This is a genomic window from Pseudomonas kielensis (assembly GCF_014236655.1).
Lineage (GTDB): Bacteria > Pseudomonadota > Gammaproteobacteria > Pseudomonadales > Pseudomonadaceae > Aquipseudomonas > Aquipseudomonas kielensis.
On sequence record NZ_JACMYG010000013.1, the window covers coordinates 108,413 to 126,542 of the forward strand.

Sequence of the window (18,130 nt, forward strand, 5' to 3'; positions counted from 1 at the left end):
GGGTCGGCGGGGGGCTTGGCGTCTGCTTCGCAGCCGAACGCAGCCTCGCGAGCAGGCACTGGCGATGTCCTCAATAGACGTCGCGCCGATAACGCCCTTGCTCGATCAATCGCAACACCACCTCGGCGCCCAACACCTCGTTGAGCACCTGGTCCACTCCCGAAGCCATCCCTTGCAGGCTGCCGCAGATGTAGATCACGGCGCCGTCGGCCAGCCATTGCTTGAGCACGCCGGCGTGTTCACGCAAGCGATCCTGGACGTAGATTTTCTCCGCCTGGTCCCGCGAGAAGGCCAGGTCCAGGCGTTCCAGGTCACCCTCGATCAACGCGCTTTCCAGCTCATCGCGGCACAGGTAGTCATGTGCGCGATTACGCTCGCCAAACAGCAACCAGTTGCGGGTCTGGCCATCGGCGATCCGGGCCTTGAGCAGGCTACGCAAGCCGGCCAGGCCGGTACCGTTGCCCAACAGAATCATCGGGACCGGGGTGGCCGGCAGATGGAAGCCGCTGTTGCGCCGCACCCGCAGGCTGATCGCCGAACCGACAGGCGCGTGTTCAGTCAGCCAGCCTGAGCCGATGCCCAGGCTGCCGTCGGCGCGACGTTCCTGACGCACGATCAGTTCGAGCACGCCGTCGGCGGCGATCGAGGCAATCGAGTATTCACGCATGGCCAGGGGCACCAAGGCGTCCACCAGGGCCTGGGCATGCAAGCCCACCAGGTGGGCACGATTGTCCGGCAGTTGGCGGCTGGCCAAGGCCTGTTCGAGGGTCTCGAGCAAACCATCGAGTTGCACCGCCGTTTCGCCCGGGATACCCAGCCCTTCAAGGAAGTGTTCGACGGCCCACGGGCAGTTGCGTGGCAGCACTTCGACCAGGTCGCCGGCCAGCCAACTGCTGGTGTCGGGGGCGGTCAGGCCGAGCAAATACACTTCGCTACCGCTGCTGTCAGGGTTCAACAGCTGACGTTTGCTCAAGGTCCAATGGTTGTAGCTGGGGGCTTGCCACTGGGTTGCCGGGGCCTGGCCGGTCAGTTGGCCGAGTTGCTGCTGCCAGTGACTCAAGGCGTAGGGGTCGGCGCTGTCGACTTCCACCGGGGCAAACAGGGTCGTGCCGCCGTGCTCGGCCAGCCAGCCATGCAAGCGCCGGGCGAAGCCACAGAAGTGTTGGTACTGCCGGTCGCCCAGGCCCAGCACCGCGTAGTTGAGGCTGGACAGGTTCGCTGCCCGGCCCAGTACCTTGCGCTCGAAGCCGCGGGCACTGTCCGGTGCTTCCCCGTCACCAAAGGTACTGACCACAAACAATGCATTGCTTGAGTCGCACAGGTCCTGTTCGCTGAGGGCGGCCAGCGGTTGGACCTTCACCGGCAAACCAGCGGACTGCAGTTGGCTGGCGGTCTGCCAGGCCAGTTGCTCGGCAAAACCACTCTGGCTGGCAAACCCGATCAGCCAGGCCGGTGCATTACTGGTGGCTGGCGCAAGGTCTTTGCGAGCCTGCTGGACCTGGCGTTTCTTGCGCCGCCGATCGAGGTACAGCAGCCAGCCGGTAATGAAGAACAGCGGCATCAGCAACGACGTGACCATCAGGACGATGCGCCCGGCGAGCCCGAAATAACTGCCGACGTGCAGCGCGTAGATGCTGGTCAGCAGCTGCGCCTTGAGGCTCTTGTCGCTGTAGCGATCATGGCGCTTGATGACCCCGGTGGCCGGGTCGAGGCTGATCTGGTTCAGCGCGCGGTCATGGGGCGAGGTCTTGAGCAGGTAGAACACCGTGGCCTGTTGGCCGGCCACCGGCGGCAGGCGCACGTTGTAGGCGCTCAGGTCCTTGCCTGCGACGCTGTAGATGCTGCTCCAGACGGCGTTGTAGTCGACCACCAGCGCCGGGCCGGCCGGGGGCTGCGCACCGCGCTTGGGGCGCACGCGTTCCTGTTGCGGCCCGTCGGAGAGGAGTCGGGTCACGCCCTTGTTGTACCACTCATAGGACCAGGTCAGCCCGGTCAACGCGGCCAGCAAGTACGCCAGCAGGCACCAGGTGCCGGCCACCGAGTGCAGGTCCCAGTTGAAGGCTCGGCCTTTTTTGCGCCAGTCCAGGGTCAGCCAGGCGCGCCAGCTGCGCCACTGGCGTGGCCAGCGCAGGTACAGGCCGGACAGGCAGAAGAACACCAGGATCAGGGTGCAGGCACCGGTGATTTGTCGGCCGACGTCACCCATGGCCAGAAAGCGGTGCAGTTGCAGCATCAGGCCAAAAAAGTCCTGGCCAACCACATCGCCCATGAACTCGCCGGTGTAGGGATTGACGTAGCGCATCTGCCCGCGTCGTTCGCCCGGCGGTGGCGTGAAGGACAGGCGGGCGGCGTAACCGCTGTCGATGTCGACCCAGAGCATCGAGACCTTTTTGCCCTCGGTGGCTTCGGCTCTGGCCACCAGGTCAGCGGGCGGCAACACCCCGGCGGGGCGTTTTTCCACCTGCAGCACCTGGGGGTTGAGTGCGCGCAGGATCTCGTCCTGAAACGACACCGTCGCCCCGGTAAAGCCCATCAGCGCCAGGACCAGCCCCGCGCTGATACCGAAGAACCAGTGCAGCTGGAACAGGGTTTTCTTCAACACGTCGACCGCCTTGTTCGTTCAGAGATGTATTTTCACGGCGCGCATTATGCCGTGTGTGATCGGTAAGCCAGGTGCTTTACGCACAAAAGCCCCGCTCATCGGGATGAGCGGGGCCTTGGGCTGCACGCTTCCTTTAGAAGTGGAAGTTAGCGTTCAGCAGAGCGGTACGACCCGCCGCCACATGGGCGTAGTGCGTCTGGAAGACCTGGTCGAAATAACGCTTGTCAGCCAGGTTCTGGACGTTGAGTTGCAGGTCAATGTTTTTCGTCAGGCGATAGCTGGCCATCGCGTCATAGCGCCAGTAGGACGGGATCTCTACCGAGTTGGCGACGTTGCCGAACTGCGAATCAACGAAGGTGGCACCCGCGCCGACGGTCAACTTGTCGGGCACCAGGTCATAAGTCGACCACAGGGTAAAGTTGTTACGTGGAGTGCTCGGCATGTGGTTGCCTTCATCGGCGGCGAGGGTGGTTTTGACCACTTCGCTTTCCATGTAGGTGTATCCGCCGAATACTTTCCAGTTACGCGTCAGCTTGCCGCTGTAGCCCAGCTCCAGACCGTTGACCCGTTGCTCGCCGTCCAGCACTTGAGTGGTGGCGCCATCCGGATCGTCAATGCGCGCGTTGGTTTTCTCGGTACGGAACAGTGCGGCAGTCAACGACAGGTCGTCACCAAAGAAGTCCCATTTGGTGCCGATTTCATAGTTGCGGTTCTTTTCCGGATCCAGGTCGCTGTTGGCCGCAGTCAGTTCCAGGCCGCCATTGCCGCTGGTTTCGCCAGCCGGGTTGCTGGACGTGGAGTAGGCGGCGTAGATGCTACCGTTGGGCAGCGGGTTGTAGACCACGCCGATCTGGTAGTTCAACAGGTCGCTGGTGTTCTCGCGAGAGAAGGCGCCGGCGGGTGTGTTGCGGCCAGCGTTGGCGTAGCCGCTGGATTCTGTCTGGTAGTTGTCGTAACGCAAGCCCAGGTTCAGGGACCATTGCTCGTTGAATTTCAACGTATCGAACACATAGGCCGCTGCGGTTTTGGTGTCCGTATCGGTAAAGGCGGCGCTGTCGGTGATCGTGCCGATCCAGTTATCCCCAGGCGTTGGCTTGTACAGGCTGGTGCAGTCGCCAGAGTTGAACAGGGCAGGGTTGCATTTAGTGCCGCTGGCGCTCGAGGTCAGCGCGTAAGGGCGGTTGTGGGTGTCTTGATAGGAAAACTCAAGGCCGGTAACCAGGCTGTGCTCGATGCTGCCGGTATTGAATTTGGCGTTCAGATCCGTTTGGTTGATCCAGCCACTGGACGTCGAGTTACGGCTCTTCGTGCCACGGTATACGCTGCCGTTTACCACGTTGCCCTTGCTGTCGTCAGGGTTGGTAACGATGTAGTCCAGGGTCGAGCGCGACATGCGGAAACTGTTCGACACGGTCAGGTCGTCATTCAGATCGTGCTCGATCTTGATGGTGCCGCTGTCGTTGCTGGTCTGGCGATAGTCACGACCGGTGAGGCCGTAGAAGTTATCGCGATCGACATGCACCGGTTTATCGACGTTGTACTTGCTGCGGTTGGGGCTCGAGGCCAACGGAATGCCGTAGTCGGGCATATCGTCGGTTTCGACGTGGTAGTAGCCGACGGTCAACCGTGTATCAGTGCCCAGGCCGAAGGCGAAGGATGGCGCTACACCCCAGCGGCTCACGTCCACCGCATCGCGGCCGGCGACGTTCGCTTCATGCTTCATCAGGTTCAGGCGAAACGCCGAGCTGTCCGTCATTTGCTGGTTCAGATCGAGGGTGGTGCGCTTGGTCTGGTCCGACCCCCACGTGAAGCCACCATTGTAGGCGTTACCCAGTTTGGCGGTCTTGCTCACCAGGTTCAGGCTACCACCGGTGGAGCCGGCGCCAGTGAAGGCCGACCCCGGCCCTTTGCTGACCTCGATCGATTCAACGTTGAAAATTTCGCGGCTCTGGGAAGCCGGGTCGCGCATGCCGTCGACGAACACGTCGCTTTCGGCGTTGAAGCCACGAATGATCGGGCGGTCACCGGCGGGGTTACCGCCTTCGCCTGCGCCAAAAGTGATACCGGGCGTGGTGCGCAGTGCGTCCACAAGGCTGGTGGCAGCCGTGTCGCGAATCACTTGTTGTGGAATCACGGTGACGCTTTTTGGCGTCTCGCGCAGGGGCGCCGTGTATTTCTTGGAGGCCGAAGTATCGGTCTTGTAGGAGGTGTCATCTTGTTCACCGGTCACGCTGGTGGCGTCCAGTGCAATCGCATTGCCGGAAGTTTTCGCGTCAGTCTTTTCTGCGGCGAAAACCATATGGCCGGCGGAGCTGGCGGTGATCGCCACGCCAATAGCAGAAGCGAGCAAACGTGGTGAGCTGACCGGTGATTGTTGTGGCTGGCGTGACATGGTGAATTCCCCTCCCCAAGGATTTGAGGTGGCGGAATATAGAGTAAACACGTATTTGTATCAATTGCGAAACATTGCTATTTGCATTGAATTTACATTCTTTACAATTTGCCCTTACGGTTTATACGTTCTCGTTTGTCATGCCGGTTTTACATAGTCAATAAGAATCAATACCATTGCGCTCCTTTGACTTTCAGGTGTCGCCCCCATGCTGCTGCATATTCCCGGCTTGTTCTCCCGTGAAGAGGTGCAGCGCATCCGCGAGGCGCTGCAGCAGGCCGATTGGGCCGATGGCAAGATCACCGCCGGGTTCCAGTCGGCCAAGGCCAAGCACAACCTGCAACTGCCCGAAGGCCACCCGCTGGCCCAGGAAATCGGCGCCGCGATGCTCGAGCGGCTGTGGAAGCACCCGCGCTTCATGTCCGCCGCGCTGCCGCACAAAGTCTTCCCGCCCTTGCTCAACTGCTACACCGCCGGTGGCAGTTTCGACTTTCATATCGACAACGCCGTACGCCAGCCCAAGGGCAGTGTGGAGCGCGTGCGCACCGACCTGTCGTCGACCCTGTTCTTCAGTGACCCGGACGAATACGACGGTGGCGAGCTGGAAATCCAGGACACCTTCGGCACCCAGCGCGTGAAGTTACCGGCGGGCGACCTGGTGTTGTACCCGGGCACCAGCCTGCACAAGGTCAATGCGGTCACGCGTGGCACGCGCTACGCGTCGTTCTTCTGGACCCAGAGCCTGGTGCGCGAGGACAGCCAGCGCGCCTTGCTGTTCGAGATGGACGAAGCGATCCAGCAACTGACCCAGGACATGCCCGATCACCCGTCGCTGATCCGCCTGACCGGCACCTACCACAACCTGCTGCGTCGCTGGGTCGAGGTCTGAGCCATGAGCTTTCGATTGCGCCGTGAAGAGGTCCTGAGCGGCGAGCAACTAAGCGCCATGCTCGGCGAAAGCCCGGCCCGTGCGGCCCAGGCGATTGTGCTGGCGGCCAAGGCCGGGCTCATCGACGGCCAGGCCCTGCTGGGGCAGATCCTGCTGGAAGGGCGGGGCATCGCCAAGGACCAGGCGCTGGCCGTGCGCTGGTTCGAGATCGCAGCCCGGGGCGGACACCTGATGGCGCGCAACATGCTCGGTCGTTGCCATGAGCACGGCTGGGGCTATGTGGCGGATGCTGCGGTTGCCGCGCGGCACTATGCAATCGCCGCCGATGCGGGCCTGGACTGGGCGCAGTACAACCTTGCCAATCTGCTGGCAACCGGGCGCGGAGTGGCTTTGGATCAGGTCCAGGCGTTGAACCGGTATCGGCGCGCTGCTGAAGCCGGTCACGCCAAATCAATGAACCTGCTGGGGCGCTACCTGGAAGAAGGCCTGGCCTGCACGGCCGATCCGTCAGCGGCGCGCGCCTGGTATCGACGCTCAGCCGAGGGTGGGGATTTTCGCGGGCAATTCAGCCATGCAACGTTGCTGGCGCAGGACGGTCACGTCGATGAGGCGGTCATGTGGCTGAGGAAGGCCTTGGCCGGGGGCAATGTGAACTTCCTGCGGGCCAGCAGTAAATCGTTGCTCGACGCAAATCATCCAAAAATCCGTGAGATGGCGCACGCCTATCAAATGCGGCTAAGTGAATTAGCCGAAGTGTAAGGGCGCACGGTTGTCGCCAGACTCATGGCGATCAAGCCTTTAATAATATTAATCAGTACTGCCAACTTAAGTGAGTGGACGGATTTTCTGTGCCTCAAAAAAGTGTGGGTTGGCGATACTGTTTTTACTGAAAGAATAAGCGTTGTCTTTATTGTTAACATTTGGTGTGTGGAGGTTATGTCAGTCGGGTACTAGTGTTAGGTGGCGCCAGACGTGGAGCTTGATTGAGTTTGATCATGTGTAAGTGTTGGCGAGGATATCGTGTTTGTTATTGCCAATAGTGGCACTGAAATGGAGTTCGGTGATGGATGATAAAGTACTTGAGGCGGCAGTCTTGGCGCCAAAGCTGTTCGTGGACGTTTCGCTGGGTGAAGGCGAAGAATATAATCGTGATCCAGGTTTTCAATTAACCAAGGAGCAAATAGTAAACTTACGAAGATATGAAGTTCTTGGTTTGTCTCTTCCCGTGGTAATTGACGATGTCATCGTGTATCTGGACTACGGTCAAGGGGATGCCGGCGGCCCGGGGCTGACGCCGGGTGACTTCCTGGCGACGTTCAAGAAAACCTACGAACATGCCAGGGGTTGGTCGCCACTGCGTGAAAAAATAATGTTGACGGGCACTGACCTGAAAATCTTTGCCGGCAGCATCCTGCGCATTGGCAATGGTATCGTCGAGATCTACGAGGACCAAAAAGTATCGAGTTACCTGGAGGAACACGGTATCGATACTCCAGAGAAGTATCTGGCTCAACAGTTTCTGAATCCTGGGATTCCGTCCCTGGATTTGTCTGCGGGTGATCTATATGAACTAAGAACCTATCTCGATGAAATGCTGAGCAAAGTACAGAGCGCCCATACCAAGGCGACGTCGGTAAGGGATGAGATTGATCGTTTTGGTACCGCTATGCGCGAGGATGTTTTGCCGAGTGTAAAGCTGCGATTGAAGGCCGTATCGGAGAACACCTATCAGAGTGATATCAAGGCCCTTCAACAGAAAATTGATGACCGCTCGGAAGAGATAGAGCAGCTCAGCAATCAGTATGACCAGATGGTTAAGGACGCGATAATGGCAGCGGCAAGTCTCAATGTCGCGGGGCTGATCCTCGGTATTTACACCGGCGTCAAAGCCGAAGAAATCCGTAAGCAACGAAATGCCCTGAAAGAAGCTCAGGCGCGTGACAATCTGCAAATGCTCAGCAAAAACAAGACGCTGAGTTCATTGAACAGAATACGTACTGATCTTCAGGAGCTCAAGGACGTCACTGTTGAGGCAGAAGTTGCGACGCAGAATCTCATGTTGGTGTGGAATTCACTGGCGCTCTATGTCAAAGCGTCCAAAGAGGACGCAGACTTACTCGATAATGCGTTGTCGCTCAGGCAGTTTAAAAATCAAGTGCTGAGCATCATCGAGCCTTGGAATCAAATAAAAAATAGTGCAGACCAATTGCTCGGTGTATTTGCAGAGGCGGATAAAGAGTATGAGGCCGGTCAATTGCAGGGTGCAGAGGGTGTGAAAATGTTCAGGTCGTTCTCTGCGTCGGATACTCCATCATTCAATATTGTTCAATTGCGTGCCTGTAACGCTCAACTCCAGGATTCCAATGTTACCGCGCAGATGCTTTTCGAACGCTGGGATTATCAACACGGCAATGTTGAAAAAACTAACGGCCTGGCCCTCGCTGCGAACCAGGCTACTGTCAGCTTGCGGGTGCTCAGTGGGACGACAATTATTAATCTGCAACAATCACTCAAGAAGCTGGAGTTGTTGCAGGGGGAGGTTGCATCGCCCATCGATGCGGACGAGGTTCGTAGCGATATGCACAAGGAGCTGAACAGATTATCTGCCCAGCTCACAGCGTCATCCGACGAACTGAAGAACAGTAATCAAAAGTTGCTGGTGTCCTATAGTCGGGATAGTTCGGCGCAGTTGGCGAAGGGCTTGCGAGCTGAGCAGGCGTACGCCGAAGAGCGCATGGCTGTCCTGGAAAAGCAGCGGGATGAATTAGAGCCAAAAATCAAGTCGGTGTCTGATGGCATTGACTTGATCGCCAAGGCAGGCATCGAAAAGCTTGGCGAGCAAATGGACTTGTCGAAGGATAAGGTGGTGGAGCTGGGAATGACTCCGCCGCAAGTTGCAGTTGTCATGTTCGCCATTGATACTTTGAAAATGTTAATCGAGGACATCGGTACCACCGTCTCTTATCTGAATATGGTCGCGCAGCTTAATAGGCTCAAAGACCGATTGGCGGAGCTTAAGGATCAAGCGAAAAGATTTACCAGTGATGCCCTGCGTGCTGCTGGACAAATCGAGTTGCTGCAAGCGCTGGATAAAGTGGATGAACAACGCTCGGACTATGTGGCGGAGTTCTCTAGGTTGCTGGCATATTATGAAGATCTGTCCATCAAGTTTACCCCGGCGCAGGCGGAGCCTGTCGAGGCGCGGGTTGAGTTTGCGATTGCCGAGATTAAAGAGGACATAACCTATTTGACGCCGATGAAGCTGTAAATGCAAAAAGTGGAGGGCCAGTTGCTGACCCTCCACTTTAAGAGGTCAACATATGGCTATCTATACGTTTGACAGTGAACAGCGCTGCACACTTGATCGTTATACCCTGTTCCTGTCCACGATTGTCTCAACGCATGACAAGGTCAATCTGGTATTTTTTCGGCGCGCAAGTAGCGGCCATCAGCCGACAAGTTTGCCCTACGATTCACGTTTAAATAATGTCGTATGGGATGAGCGAAATCTGCATGGGTTGTGGGCGCGGGTCAAAGCGTTAAGAGACCAAGCCAGTGCTTACATAGAGGCGCTGGTGACATTCAAGCAAGAGGTTTTGCTGTTCATTGCACGCACGTCCAAAAGCGAGTTGCTGGACGGGATGGATATCAGCAACTTCAGCTTGGCTCACTCGCCGATCTGGAACTCGTCACTGCCCCGGACCATCAACGGATTGGTGTATGGGCTGGGCAATCTGTTTTTCGCTGGCAAGGGGGATATGATTCAGGTCGAAAAGATCGTTCAGGATGTATGCGAACATTCGTTTGGGCTGAAATCGATATTCACCAGGGCAATGGGGCATCGCGTTTGTGAATGTCATGCTCAGCCGATCGTGGCTCCCGAGTTGTTTAGGGCAAATGACACGACCCCTCTCTGGGATATCGAATATTCCTCTGCGGATCCTTTGGTCAAGGCCAGGGAGTATGAGGCCGATGTATTGACGCTCTTTCGGCAATGGGAGTCATTGGGGGTGTGGATGGGAGGTTTTTTTGAGGAGGTCAGTCTCCGTTTTGACACCGTGAGAATTGATCTCACGCAAACACAGGAGATGACAACCGTCGGCAGGCTAAAAGTGAAGCTGGAGACAGTCCAGGACAATGCTGAAGAGCTTATGGGTATGTTGAATCATGTTGAGTTGTGGTTGAGGAAATAAAAAAAGGCCCATTTTCATGGGCCTTTTTTACTCGCTGAAGATGCTTACAGGTAGAACGACTTCAGCGGCGGGAAGCCATTGAACTCAACAGCGCTGTAGCTGGTGGTGTAGGCGCCGGTGGACAGCCAGTACAGGCGGTCACCGATGGCCAGGTTCAGTGGCAGGCCGTATTTGTAGTTTTCGTACATGATGTCGGCGCTGTCGCAGGTTGGGCCGGCGATCACCACTTCTTCCATCTCGCCTTTCTTCTCGGTCCAGATCGGGAACTTGATGGCTTCGTCCATGGTTTCGATCAGGCCGGAGAACTTGCCCACATCCGTGTACACCCAGCGCTCGACCGCGGTACGGGATTTACGCGCGACCAGGACCACTTCACTGACCAGGATGCCGGCGTTGGCGATCAACGAGCGGCCTGGCTCCAGGATGATTTCCGGCAGGTCATCACCGAAGTCTTCCTTCAGGAAGCGGATGATTTCCTCGGCGTAGGTTTCCAGGCTGTTAGTGCGGGTGATGTAGTTGGCCGGGAAGCCACCGCCCATGTTGATCAGCTTGAGGACGATGCCGTCTTCTTCTTTCAGGCGTTCGAAGATCACTTTGACCTTGGCGATCGCGGCATCCCAGACGCTGATGTCACGTTGCTGCGAACCCACGTGGAACGACACACCGTAAGGCACCAGGCCCAGGTCGCGGGCGAGGATCAGCAGGTCCATGGCCATGTCGGTCTGGCAGCCGAATTTGCGCGACAGCGGCCAGTCAGCGGTGGTCGAGCCTTCGGTGAGGATACGCACATAGACTTTGGAGCCCGGTGCGGCCTTGGCGATGTTGCGCAGGTCCGCTTCGGAGTCGGTGGAGTACAGGCGCACGCCCTTGTCGTAGAAGTAGCGGATGTCCTTGGATTTCTTGATGGTGTTGCCGTAGCTGATGCGATCCGGGGTCACGCCCTGGTTGAGGACTTTATCGAGCTCGTAGATCGAGGCGATGTCGAAGCTCGAACCCTTGTCGCGCAGCAGGTCGATGATTTCCACGGCCGGGTTGGCCTTGACCGCGTAATACACCTTGGCAAATTCGAAACCGGCGCGCAGGTCGTCATAGGCCTGGCTGATCATCGCGGTGTCGATCACCACGAACGGGGTTTCTTGTTTGTCGGCGAAGGCCTTCATTTTCTGAAAGGTATCGCGCGCGAAATAGTCTTCGACGTTAATCGACATGCTGGGAACTCCTACTGGCAAACTGAAATTAACAATGGGTGCAAATGAACGTCCTCCGTATCCCCACTTTGGTTCGCCTACTTCCCAAGGCATGTCGCCGAAAGCAAAAAGGCCACGGGCGTGTTGTTGCCCTTGGCCTTGCTGTCTCGTCGTCAGTACTTGAGCCGGATGGATCGTTTCCAGCATGGACGTTCGGCGCGAACTTTAGGGCGTGAGGGGCTTGAGATCAACAAAAAATGTCGCGTTTTTGCACGCTTCCGTCGTGCGGTCCCGGACAGAGACTGATGTAACCGACCTGCATGACAGTGTGATGTTCCCCCAAGAGGGAGATTTGAATACTTGTAGGAGCGAGCTTGCTCGCGATGGACGTCAACGATAACGCATGGAGCCTGGTACCCCGTGGTGCCATCGAGTGCATCGCGAGCAAGCTCGCTCCTACAGTTTTTTTGTCAGGCCACCGCAGTCTCAGCTGGCGAAACGATACTGGTCTTGCCGCCACGGGACTTGCCGGAACTCAAGTACTCGGCAATCGATTCCTGGGTCACCTCGCCGAGGAACACCCGCTCCGCATCCATGACCGGCAACCACGAGCGGTTGAACTCGTACATGCGCGACAGCAGGATGCGCAGGTGCTCGTCGTAGGCGGCAGTGGCGTTGAACTCGCGCAGGTACTGGCCACAGGCGCCGGCCTGGCGGTGCAGGTCGCGACGGCGCACGTAGCCCAGGGCCTTGTTCTCGGCACAGGTGACGACCACATAACGGCGGTCGAGCTCGTCCATCAGCTCCAGTGCTTCGGCCACCGGGGTTTGCGGGCTGACGGACGGGGCGTTGTCCGCGGCGTCTTCGGCCTTGACCAGCAGCAGGCGCTTGAGGGTGCTGTCCTGGCCCACGAAGTTGCTGACAAAGTCGTCCGCCGGGTGGGCGAGCAGGGTGTCCGGGTGGTCGATCTGCAACAGCTTGCCGGCGCGGAAGATGGCGATCTTGTCACCCAGCTTGATCGCTTCGTCGATGTCATGGCTGACCATGATCACTGTCTTGTTCAGCGCCCGCTGCATCTCGAAGAACTCGTTCTGGATCATCTCGCGGTTGATCGGGTCGACCGCGCCGAAGGGTTCGTCCATCAGCAACAACGGGGCATCGGCGGCCAGTGCGCGGATCACGCCGATGCGCTGCTGCTGGCCACCGGACAGTTCACGTGGGTAGCGGTGCAGGTATTGCTTGGGCTCGAGCTTGATCATGCTCATCAATTCACGGGCGCGGTCGTGGCACTTCTGCTTGTCCCAGCCGAGCAGGCGCGGGACCACGGTGATGTTTTCCTCGATGGTCATGTTGGGGAACAGGCCGATCTGCTGGATCACATAGCCGATGTTGCGACGCAGGGTCACGGCGTCGAGGTCGGTGGTGTCTTCGCCATTGATCAGGATCTTGCCCGAGGTCGGTTTGATCAGGCGGTTGATCATCTTCAGCGTGGTGCTTTTGCCGCAACCCGAAGGCCCGAGGAACACGCAGATTTCGCCTTCATTGACGGTCAGGCTTACCGAGTCCACGGCTTTGACGTCTTTGCCGTTGCTGCGGAAGGTTTTGCTGAGGTTTTGAAGTTCGATCATTTCAGGAGTCCTTTGGGAGTCAGCGAGCGTTGCAGCCATTGCAAAAGCAGGTCGGCGAAGATGGCCAGCACACTGACCAGGACCGCGCCGACAATCAGCATCGACATGTCGCTGCGGCTGATGGAAGCGAGAATGAGTACGCCCAGGCCGCCGGCGCCGATGGTCGCGGCGATAGTCATCACCCCGATGTTCATCACTACGGCGGTGCGCACACCGGCCAGGATCACCGGCACCGCGATCGGCAGTTCGACCATGCGCAGGCGCTGGCCGAATGTCATGCCGATGCCCCGGGCGGCTTCGCGAATACCCGGCTCGACGCCGGTCAGCGCCAGGTAGGTGTTACGCATGATCGGCAACAGGGAGTACAGGAACACCGCGGTAATCGCCGGCATCGGTCCCAGGCCCTGGCCGAACTTCGAGTAGAACGGCAACAGCAGGCCGAACAGGGCAATCGAGGGCACGGTCAGCAGCACGGTGGCGCTGGCCTGCAGCGGGCCGGCCAGTGCCGGAAAGCGAGTCATCACGATGCCCAGGGGCACGCCGACGACAATCGCCAGGGTCACGGCAATCCCGACCAGGGTGATGTGCTGCCAGGTCAGGTGCAGGACAAGCGGCCAGTCCAGGTGGGAAAAGGCGTTCAAAAAGTCCATGGCTTTTCCTCCGGTTCAGTTGTTAGAAAGCTGTGGGTGCTGGCGCAGGAAGTCTGCGGCCACGGCCGACGGGCTTTCATGATTGACGTCGACCCGAGCATTGAGCTGGCGCATGGTCTCGTCGTCGAACAGATCGGCCAGCGGCTTGAGTTGGCCAGCCAGTTGCGGATGGGCGTCGAGGTACACCTGGCGTACCACGGGGGCAGCGGTGTAGTCGGGGAAGTAATGCTTGTCGTCTTTGAGCAATTTGAGTTTGAACGCACTCAGGCGCCCGTCGGTGGTGTACACCAGGCCGGCAAACACCTGGCCATTGCGCAGTGCGGTATAGACCAGGCCTGCGTCCATCTGGCGGATATTGCGTCGGGTCAGGTCCATGTCGTAGCGCTCGACCATGCCTGCCAGGCCGTCGGAACGGTTGGCAAACTCGGTGTCCAGGGCCACCAGCGGGTTGTCCTCGGCTTCATTGCGCAGCACTGTGTTCAGCTCGCTGATGCTGTTGACCTCGGGAAATTGCTCGGCGATTTTCTCGGGCAGCGCCAGGGCATAGGTGTTGCTGAATTTCGATGGCGAGAGCCAGGTCAGGCCTTTCTTCGCATCCAGTTCAGTGACCCGCGCCAGGGACTGCTGGCTGTCGAGCTTTTCCGTGACGTGGTTGTAGGACACCAGGGAGACCCCGGTGTATTCCCAGACCATGTCCAGTTGCCCGGTTTCCTGGGCGCTGCGGGCCAGGTTGCTGCCCAGGCCGCCGGTGACCTGGGCGTTGTAGCCCTTGGCACGCAGGTATTGGGCGGTGATTTCGGCGAGCAGCGTCTGCTCGGTGAAGACCCGGGCGCCGATCCGGATCAGGGGTTTTTCGGCGGCCTGGGCAAATCCTGCGCACAGCAGGACGCAGCCCAGTAACAAGCTTGGTAATTTCATCGTGATTCCTTCGCTCAGCCGGATTAGGACTGGGGTAACCCGCGTTCCAGCCAGAGACGGCTGCTCAGTGTCACCAGACCGTCCAGCAGCAAGGCCAGCAGGGCGGTGCACGCCGCGCCGAGGATCAGTTGCGGCTGGTTGTTCAGGGCAATGCCGGGGAATATCAGGCTGCCCAGGCTGTTGGCGCCGATCAGGAACGCCAGGGGGGCGGTACCGACGTTGATCGCCAAGGCCACGCGCACGCCACCGATAATGATCGGCACGGCGTTCGGCAACTCGACCCGCCAGAGCACCTGGCGTGGGGTCATGCCGATGCCAACGGCGGCTTCCTTGAGTGAACCCTGGACGTTTTTCAGGCCCTCGTAGGTGTTGCGCACGATGGGCAGGAGGGAGGCGAGGAAGAGGGCGAAGATGGCAGGGCCGCTGCCGATCCCGAGGATCCCCAGGGCGATGGCCAGTACGGCCAGGGGTGGGACGGTGTTGCCGGTGTTGAAGATTTGCATGAAGCGTTCGGCGCGTCCGACCAGGGTCGGGCGGCTGAGCAGGATGCCGGCAGGGATACCCACGACAAGGGCGGCCAGCATGGAAGCGAGGACGAGGATCAGGTGAGCTTGCAGGTAAAACAACAAATCGTCGCGGTACAGTTCGATCGTGTTGATGCCGATCCAGTGGATCAGCAGGGCCAGGAGGGCGACGACAACCGCTCCTCCTATCAGCCCTTTGCCATAGCGAATAGCCACAGGCGGACTCCTTTATTTCAGTCGGCGGACACATTCCCGTGTGGCAACGCCATGCCTGGCTGCCGGGAAGGTGTTCGCGAAAAGCAGCTCGCCAATGCCGGCAAAACGGCATGAGGTCGAGCCATGAGCGCAGCCTCGTCAGGCTGACTTGCAGATATTTCAGCCCCTGACGAGTGGTCGTAACAGGGGAGTGGACGTCTCTACGCTTTAAAAGGTTCCCATCTTAGGCAGCATTTGGCCACCCTTAATGTGCTCAACGGTTCGGTTCTGGGTTCAACTTGGGCTATAATCGCCGCCCTTTTTTGAATCACCTGCCAGGCGATTTCCCATGACCAAACAGGCCGCCGAAGTCGCGAAACGCCGCACTTTCGCCATTATTTCCCACCCCGATGCGGGTAAGACCACCATCACCGAGAAGCTCTTGCTGATGGGCAAGGCGATTGCGGTTGCCGGCACGGTGAAATCTCGCAAATCCGACCGCCATGCCACCTCCGACTGGATGGAAATGGAAAAGCAGCGGGGTATTTCGATTACCACCTCGGTCATGCAGTTTCCGTATCGCGACCACATGATCAACCTGCTCGACACCCCGGGCCATGAAGACTTCTCCGAAGATACCTACCGTACCCTGACGGCGGTCGACTCGGCCTTGATGGTCCTCGACGGCGGTAAGGGTGTAGAGCCACGGACCATCGCCCTGATGGACGTTTGCCGACTGCGTGACACGCCGATCGTCAGCTTCATCAACAAACTCGACCGTGACATCCGCGACCCGATCGAACTGCTCGACGAAATCGAAGCGGTCCTGAAAATCAAGGCCGCGCCGATCACCTGGCCGATCGGTTGCTACCGCGACTTCAAGGGCGTGTATCACCTCGCCGACGACTACATCATCGTCTACACCGCGGGCCACGGCCACGAGCGGACCGAAGTGAAGATCATCGAGAAGCTCGACTCCGATGAGGCTCGCGAGCACCTGGGTGATGAGTACGATCGCTTCGTCGAACAGCTTGAGCTGGTGCAAGGCGCCTGCCACGAGTTCAATCAGCAGGAGTTCCTGGACGGCCAGTTGACCCCGGTGTTTTTTGGTACGGCACTGGGTAACTTCGGTGTCGATCACGTGCTCGACGCCGTGGTCAACTGGGCGCCAAAACCCCTGGCACGGGTCGCCAACGAGCGGACCGTGGAGCCGGTGGAAGAGAAGTTCACCGGTTTCGTGTTCAAGATCCAGGCGAACATGGACCCCAAGCACCGCGACCGAATCGCCTTCATGCGGATCTGCTCCGGCAAGTACGAAAAAGGCATGAAGATGCGCCACGTGCGCACCGGCAAGGACGTGCGGATCGGCGATGCGCTGACCTTCTTCTCCTCCGAGCGTGAGCAACTGGAAGAAGCGTTTGCCGGCGACATCATCGGCCTGCACAACCACGGCACCATCCAGATCGGCGACACCTTCACCGAAGGCGAAGCCCTGGGTTTCACCGGTATCCCGCACTTCGCCCCGGAACTGTTCCGCCGCGTGCGCCTGAAGGACCCGCTGAAATCCAAGCAACTGCGCCAGGGCCTGCAGCAATTGGCCGAAGAGGGCGCCACCCAGGTGTTCTTCCCGGAGCGCAGCAACGACATCATCCTCGGCGCCGTGGGTGTGCTGCAGTTCGATGTGGTCGCCAGCCGCTTGAAAGAGGAATACAAGGTCGAGTGCGCCTATGAGCCGATCACCGTGTGGTCCGCGCGCTGGATCGATTGCAGCGATAAGAAGAAGCTTGAAGAGTTCAGCGTCAAGGCCGTGGAAAACCTCGCGGTCGACGGCGGCGGTCACCTGACCTACCTGGCCCCGACCCGGGTCAACCTGGCGCTGATGGAAGAGCGCTGGCCAGACGTGAAATTCCGCGCGACCCGTGAACATCACTAAGCGCTGAGCCGTCACATCCAAAACCCCGTTGCGAAAGCTGCGGGGTTTTTTGTTGGCGACTCGAGTCGCTGGCGCTCCTGTGTTTATAGGGGCGTGGGGATACGGGTGCCTTGGTGAAACACCATTTGCCAACGCTCGCCTTGCTTACGCCAAATCGAACTACGCAGGCTGTCGGCTTGGGTGTTGTGGCAGTGATAGGTCACCAGTGCAGTGTGTTCCGACAACGGCTTGACTGTGAATTGACTGATGGTGCGTTGAACGAAGGCTTGCTGAGGCAACTGTTCGATCAAGTCTGCTTTGGTCCAGATGCCGCCGCTGGCGCCGAACTCGCGGAAGTCATCGGCGATCAAGCGTGAGATTTCATCCGCATCGCGTCGAACCGCCTGTGACAGCAGGCGTTGTTCCAGTTGCAGCAGTGTTTGCGAAAGATCCATGGCAGGTGGTCTCGTCGTGTTAGCTGGATTGGCTCTAACCTTTATTCAAAACCAATCTGGAGGGAAGGGGCATTTCCTGGCTTTAGTCAGCGTCCTATCTGGAGAACCCGATGGATCACAACTAGATTGCAGCCAACGCCACGGCGAGCGGGTTCGTCGCCGCCGGGCTCTCCCTGAAAGGATGGAATCGGCTATGAGCATTTTTCAACGCAGTGTGCTGTTGCTTAAGGTGTTGCTGTTGCTGTCGGTGGGTATGACGTCGGCCTGGGCCGAGTGCCCTCGCCATGGTGAGCAAGTGTCGAGCGATCAGGTGGGAGACGGCGCCTTGATGCTGGCCAAGTCTGAATCGGAACCTGGGGACAAGGGCCAGGGCGGTAGCGCGGGCGACGATGACTCGACCACCGACGAGCCGGACAGCGATGACCCGGACGAAGGTGATAGCCAGACGTAGTTTGCCATTGCGCCAATCCCCTGTAGGAGCGAGCAAGCTCGCTCCTACACCTACAGCAGTTTGTCAGGCCGCACCCTCGAGAAATTGCTCGGCGTAATGGCACGCCACCTGCCGATTGTCGAGCACACGCAAGA

Annotated in this window: 14 protein-coding genes; 6 read left to right on the forward strand and 8 right to left on the reverse strand. The window is 58.8% G+C overall.

Going from position 1 to position 18,130, the window contains the following annotated elements:
* Positions 1 to 70 precede the first annotated feature (70 nt).
* Both H7995_RS14770 and H7995_RS14775 read right to left on the reverse strand, forming a co-directional pair.
* Entirely contained in the window at positions 71 to 2,602 is a 2,532-nt protein-coding gene (locus tag H7995_RS14770) for a PepSY domain-containing protein (RefSeq protein ID WP_185818542.1), read from the reverse strand.
* A 133-nt stretch (positions 2,603 to 2,735) separates the two neighbouring features.
* A complete protein-coding gene (locus H7995_RS14775; RefSeq protein WP_166591388.1) occupies positions 2,736 to 4,994 on the reverse strand; it encodes a TonB-dependent receptor in 2,259 nt (752 codons plus the stop codon).
* A 208-nt stretch (positions 4,995 to 5,202) separates the two neighbouring features.
* On the opposite strand from H7995_RS14775, the gene H7995_RS14780 reads away from it, so the two are divergent.
* The 4 genes from H7995_RS14780 to H7995_RS14795 all read left to right on the forward strand — a co-directional run bounded on the left by H7995_RS14780 (position 5,203) and on the right by H7995_RS14795 (position 10,076).
* Positions 5,203 to 5,883: a Fe2+-dependent dioxygenase gene (locus H7995_RS14780; RefSeq protein ID WP_166591387.1), complete on the forward strand. Its 681-nt coding sequence runs from the start codon at positions 5,203 to 5,205 to the stop codon at positions 5,881 to 5,883.
* 3 nt (positions 5,884 to 5,886) lie between these two features.
* Positions 5,887 to 6,642, forward strand: coding sequence for a tetratricopeptide repeat protein (locus H7995_RS14785; RefSeq protein ID WP_185818543.1), 756 nt, complete (start codon positions 5,887 to 5,889; stop codon positions 6,640 to 6,642).
* A gap of 304 nt (positions 6,643 to 6,946) precedes the next feature.
* A complete protein-coding gene (locus tag H7995_RS14790; RefSeq protein WP_185818544.1) occupies positions 6,947 to 9,151 on the forward strand; it encodes an alpha-xenorhabdolysin family binary toxin subunit A in 2,205 nt (734 codons plus the stop codon).
* Positions 9,152 to 9,203: 52 nt separating this feature from the next.
* A complete protein-coding gene (locus H7995_RS14795) occupies positions 9,204 to 10,076 on the forward strand; it encodes a hypothetical protein (RefSeq protein ID WP_185818545.1) in 873 nt (290 codons plus the stop codon).
* Between the two features lie 44 nt (positions 10,077 to 10,120).
* On the opposite strand, the gene H7995_RS14800 is transcribed toward H7995_RS14795, so the two are convergent.
* From H7995_RS14800 to H7995_RS14820, 5 genes are all read right to left on the reverse strand, one after another.
* Positions 10,121 to 11,284 (reverse strand): type III PLP-dependent enzyme, encoded by a 1,164-nt coding sequence (locus tag H7995_RS14800; protein ID WP_166591383.1) that lies wholly within the window; start codon positions 11,282 to 11,284, stop codon positions 10,121 to 10,123.
* Between the two features lie 449 nt (positions 11,285 to 11,733).
* Positions 11,734 to 12,891: an osmoprotectant ABC transporter ATP-binding protein OsmV gene (locus tag H7995_RS14805; protein ID WP_166591382.1), complete on the reverse strand. Its 1,158-nt coding sequence runs from the start codon at positions 12,889 to 12,891 to the stop codon at positions 11,734 to 11,736.
* Positions 12,888 to 13,541 carry an ABC transporter permease gene (locus H7995_RS14810; protein ID WP_095169437.1) on the reverse strand — a complete coding sequence of 218 codons (654 nt, stop codon included), beginning with the start codon at positions 13,539 to 13,541 and terminating at the stop codon, positions 12,888 to 12,890. The genes H7995_RS14805 and H7995_RS14810 overlap by 4 nt, the downstream gene beginning before the upstream one ends.
* A gap of 15 nt (positions 13,542 to 13,556) precedes the next feature.
* Entirely contained in the window at positions 13,557 to 14,459 is a 903-nt protein-coding gene (locus H7995_RS14815; protein ID WP_166591381.1) for a glycine betaine ABC transporter substrate-binding protein, read from the reverse strand.
* 23 nt (positions 14,460 to 14,482) lie between these two features.
* Positions 14,483 to 15,199 carry an ABC transporter permease subunit gene (locus H7995_RS14820; protein ID WP_185818546.1) on the reverse strand — a complete coding sequence of 239 codons (717 nt, stop codon included), beginning with the start codon at positions 15,197 to 15,199 and terminating at the stop codon, positions 14,483 to 14,485.
* 328 nt (positions 15,200 to 15,527) lie between these two features.
* Here H7995_RS14820 and H7995_RS14825 point away from each other — a divergent pair, with 328 nt between their 5' ends.
* On the forward strand, positions 15,528 to 17,111 hold the full coding sequence (locus H7995_RS14825; RefSeq protein WP_166591380.1) for a peptide chain release factor 3: 1,584 nt from the start codon (positions 15,528 to 15,530) through the stop codon (positions 17,109 to 17,111).
* An 83-nt stretch (positions 17,112 to 17,194) separates the two neighbouring features.
* On the opposite strand, the gene H7995_RS14830 is transcribed toward H7995_RS14825, so the two are convergent.
* Positions 17,195 to 17,545, reverse strand: coding sequence for a nuclear transport factor 2 family protein (locus H7995_RS14830; protein ID WP_185818547.1), 351 nt, complete (start codon positions 17,543 to 17,545; stop codon positions 17,195 to 17,197).
* A 193-nt stretch (positions 17,546 to 17,738) separates the two neighbouring features.
* Between H7995_RS14830 and H7995_RS14835 the strand changes: the two genes are divergently transcribed.
* A complete protein-coding gene (locus H7995_RS14835) occupies positions 17,739 to 17,996 on the forward strand; it encodes a hypothetical protein (protein ID WP_166591379.1) in 258 nt (85 codons plus the stop codon).
* Positions 17,997 to 18,130 lie beyond the last annotated feature (134 nt).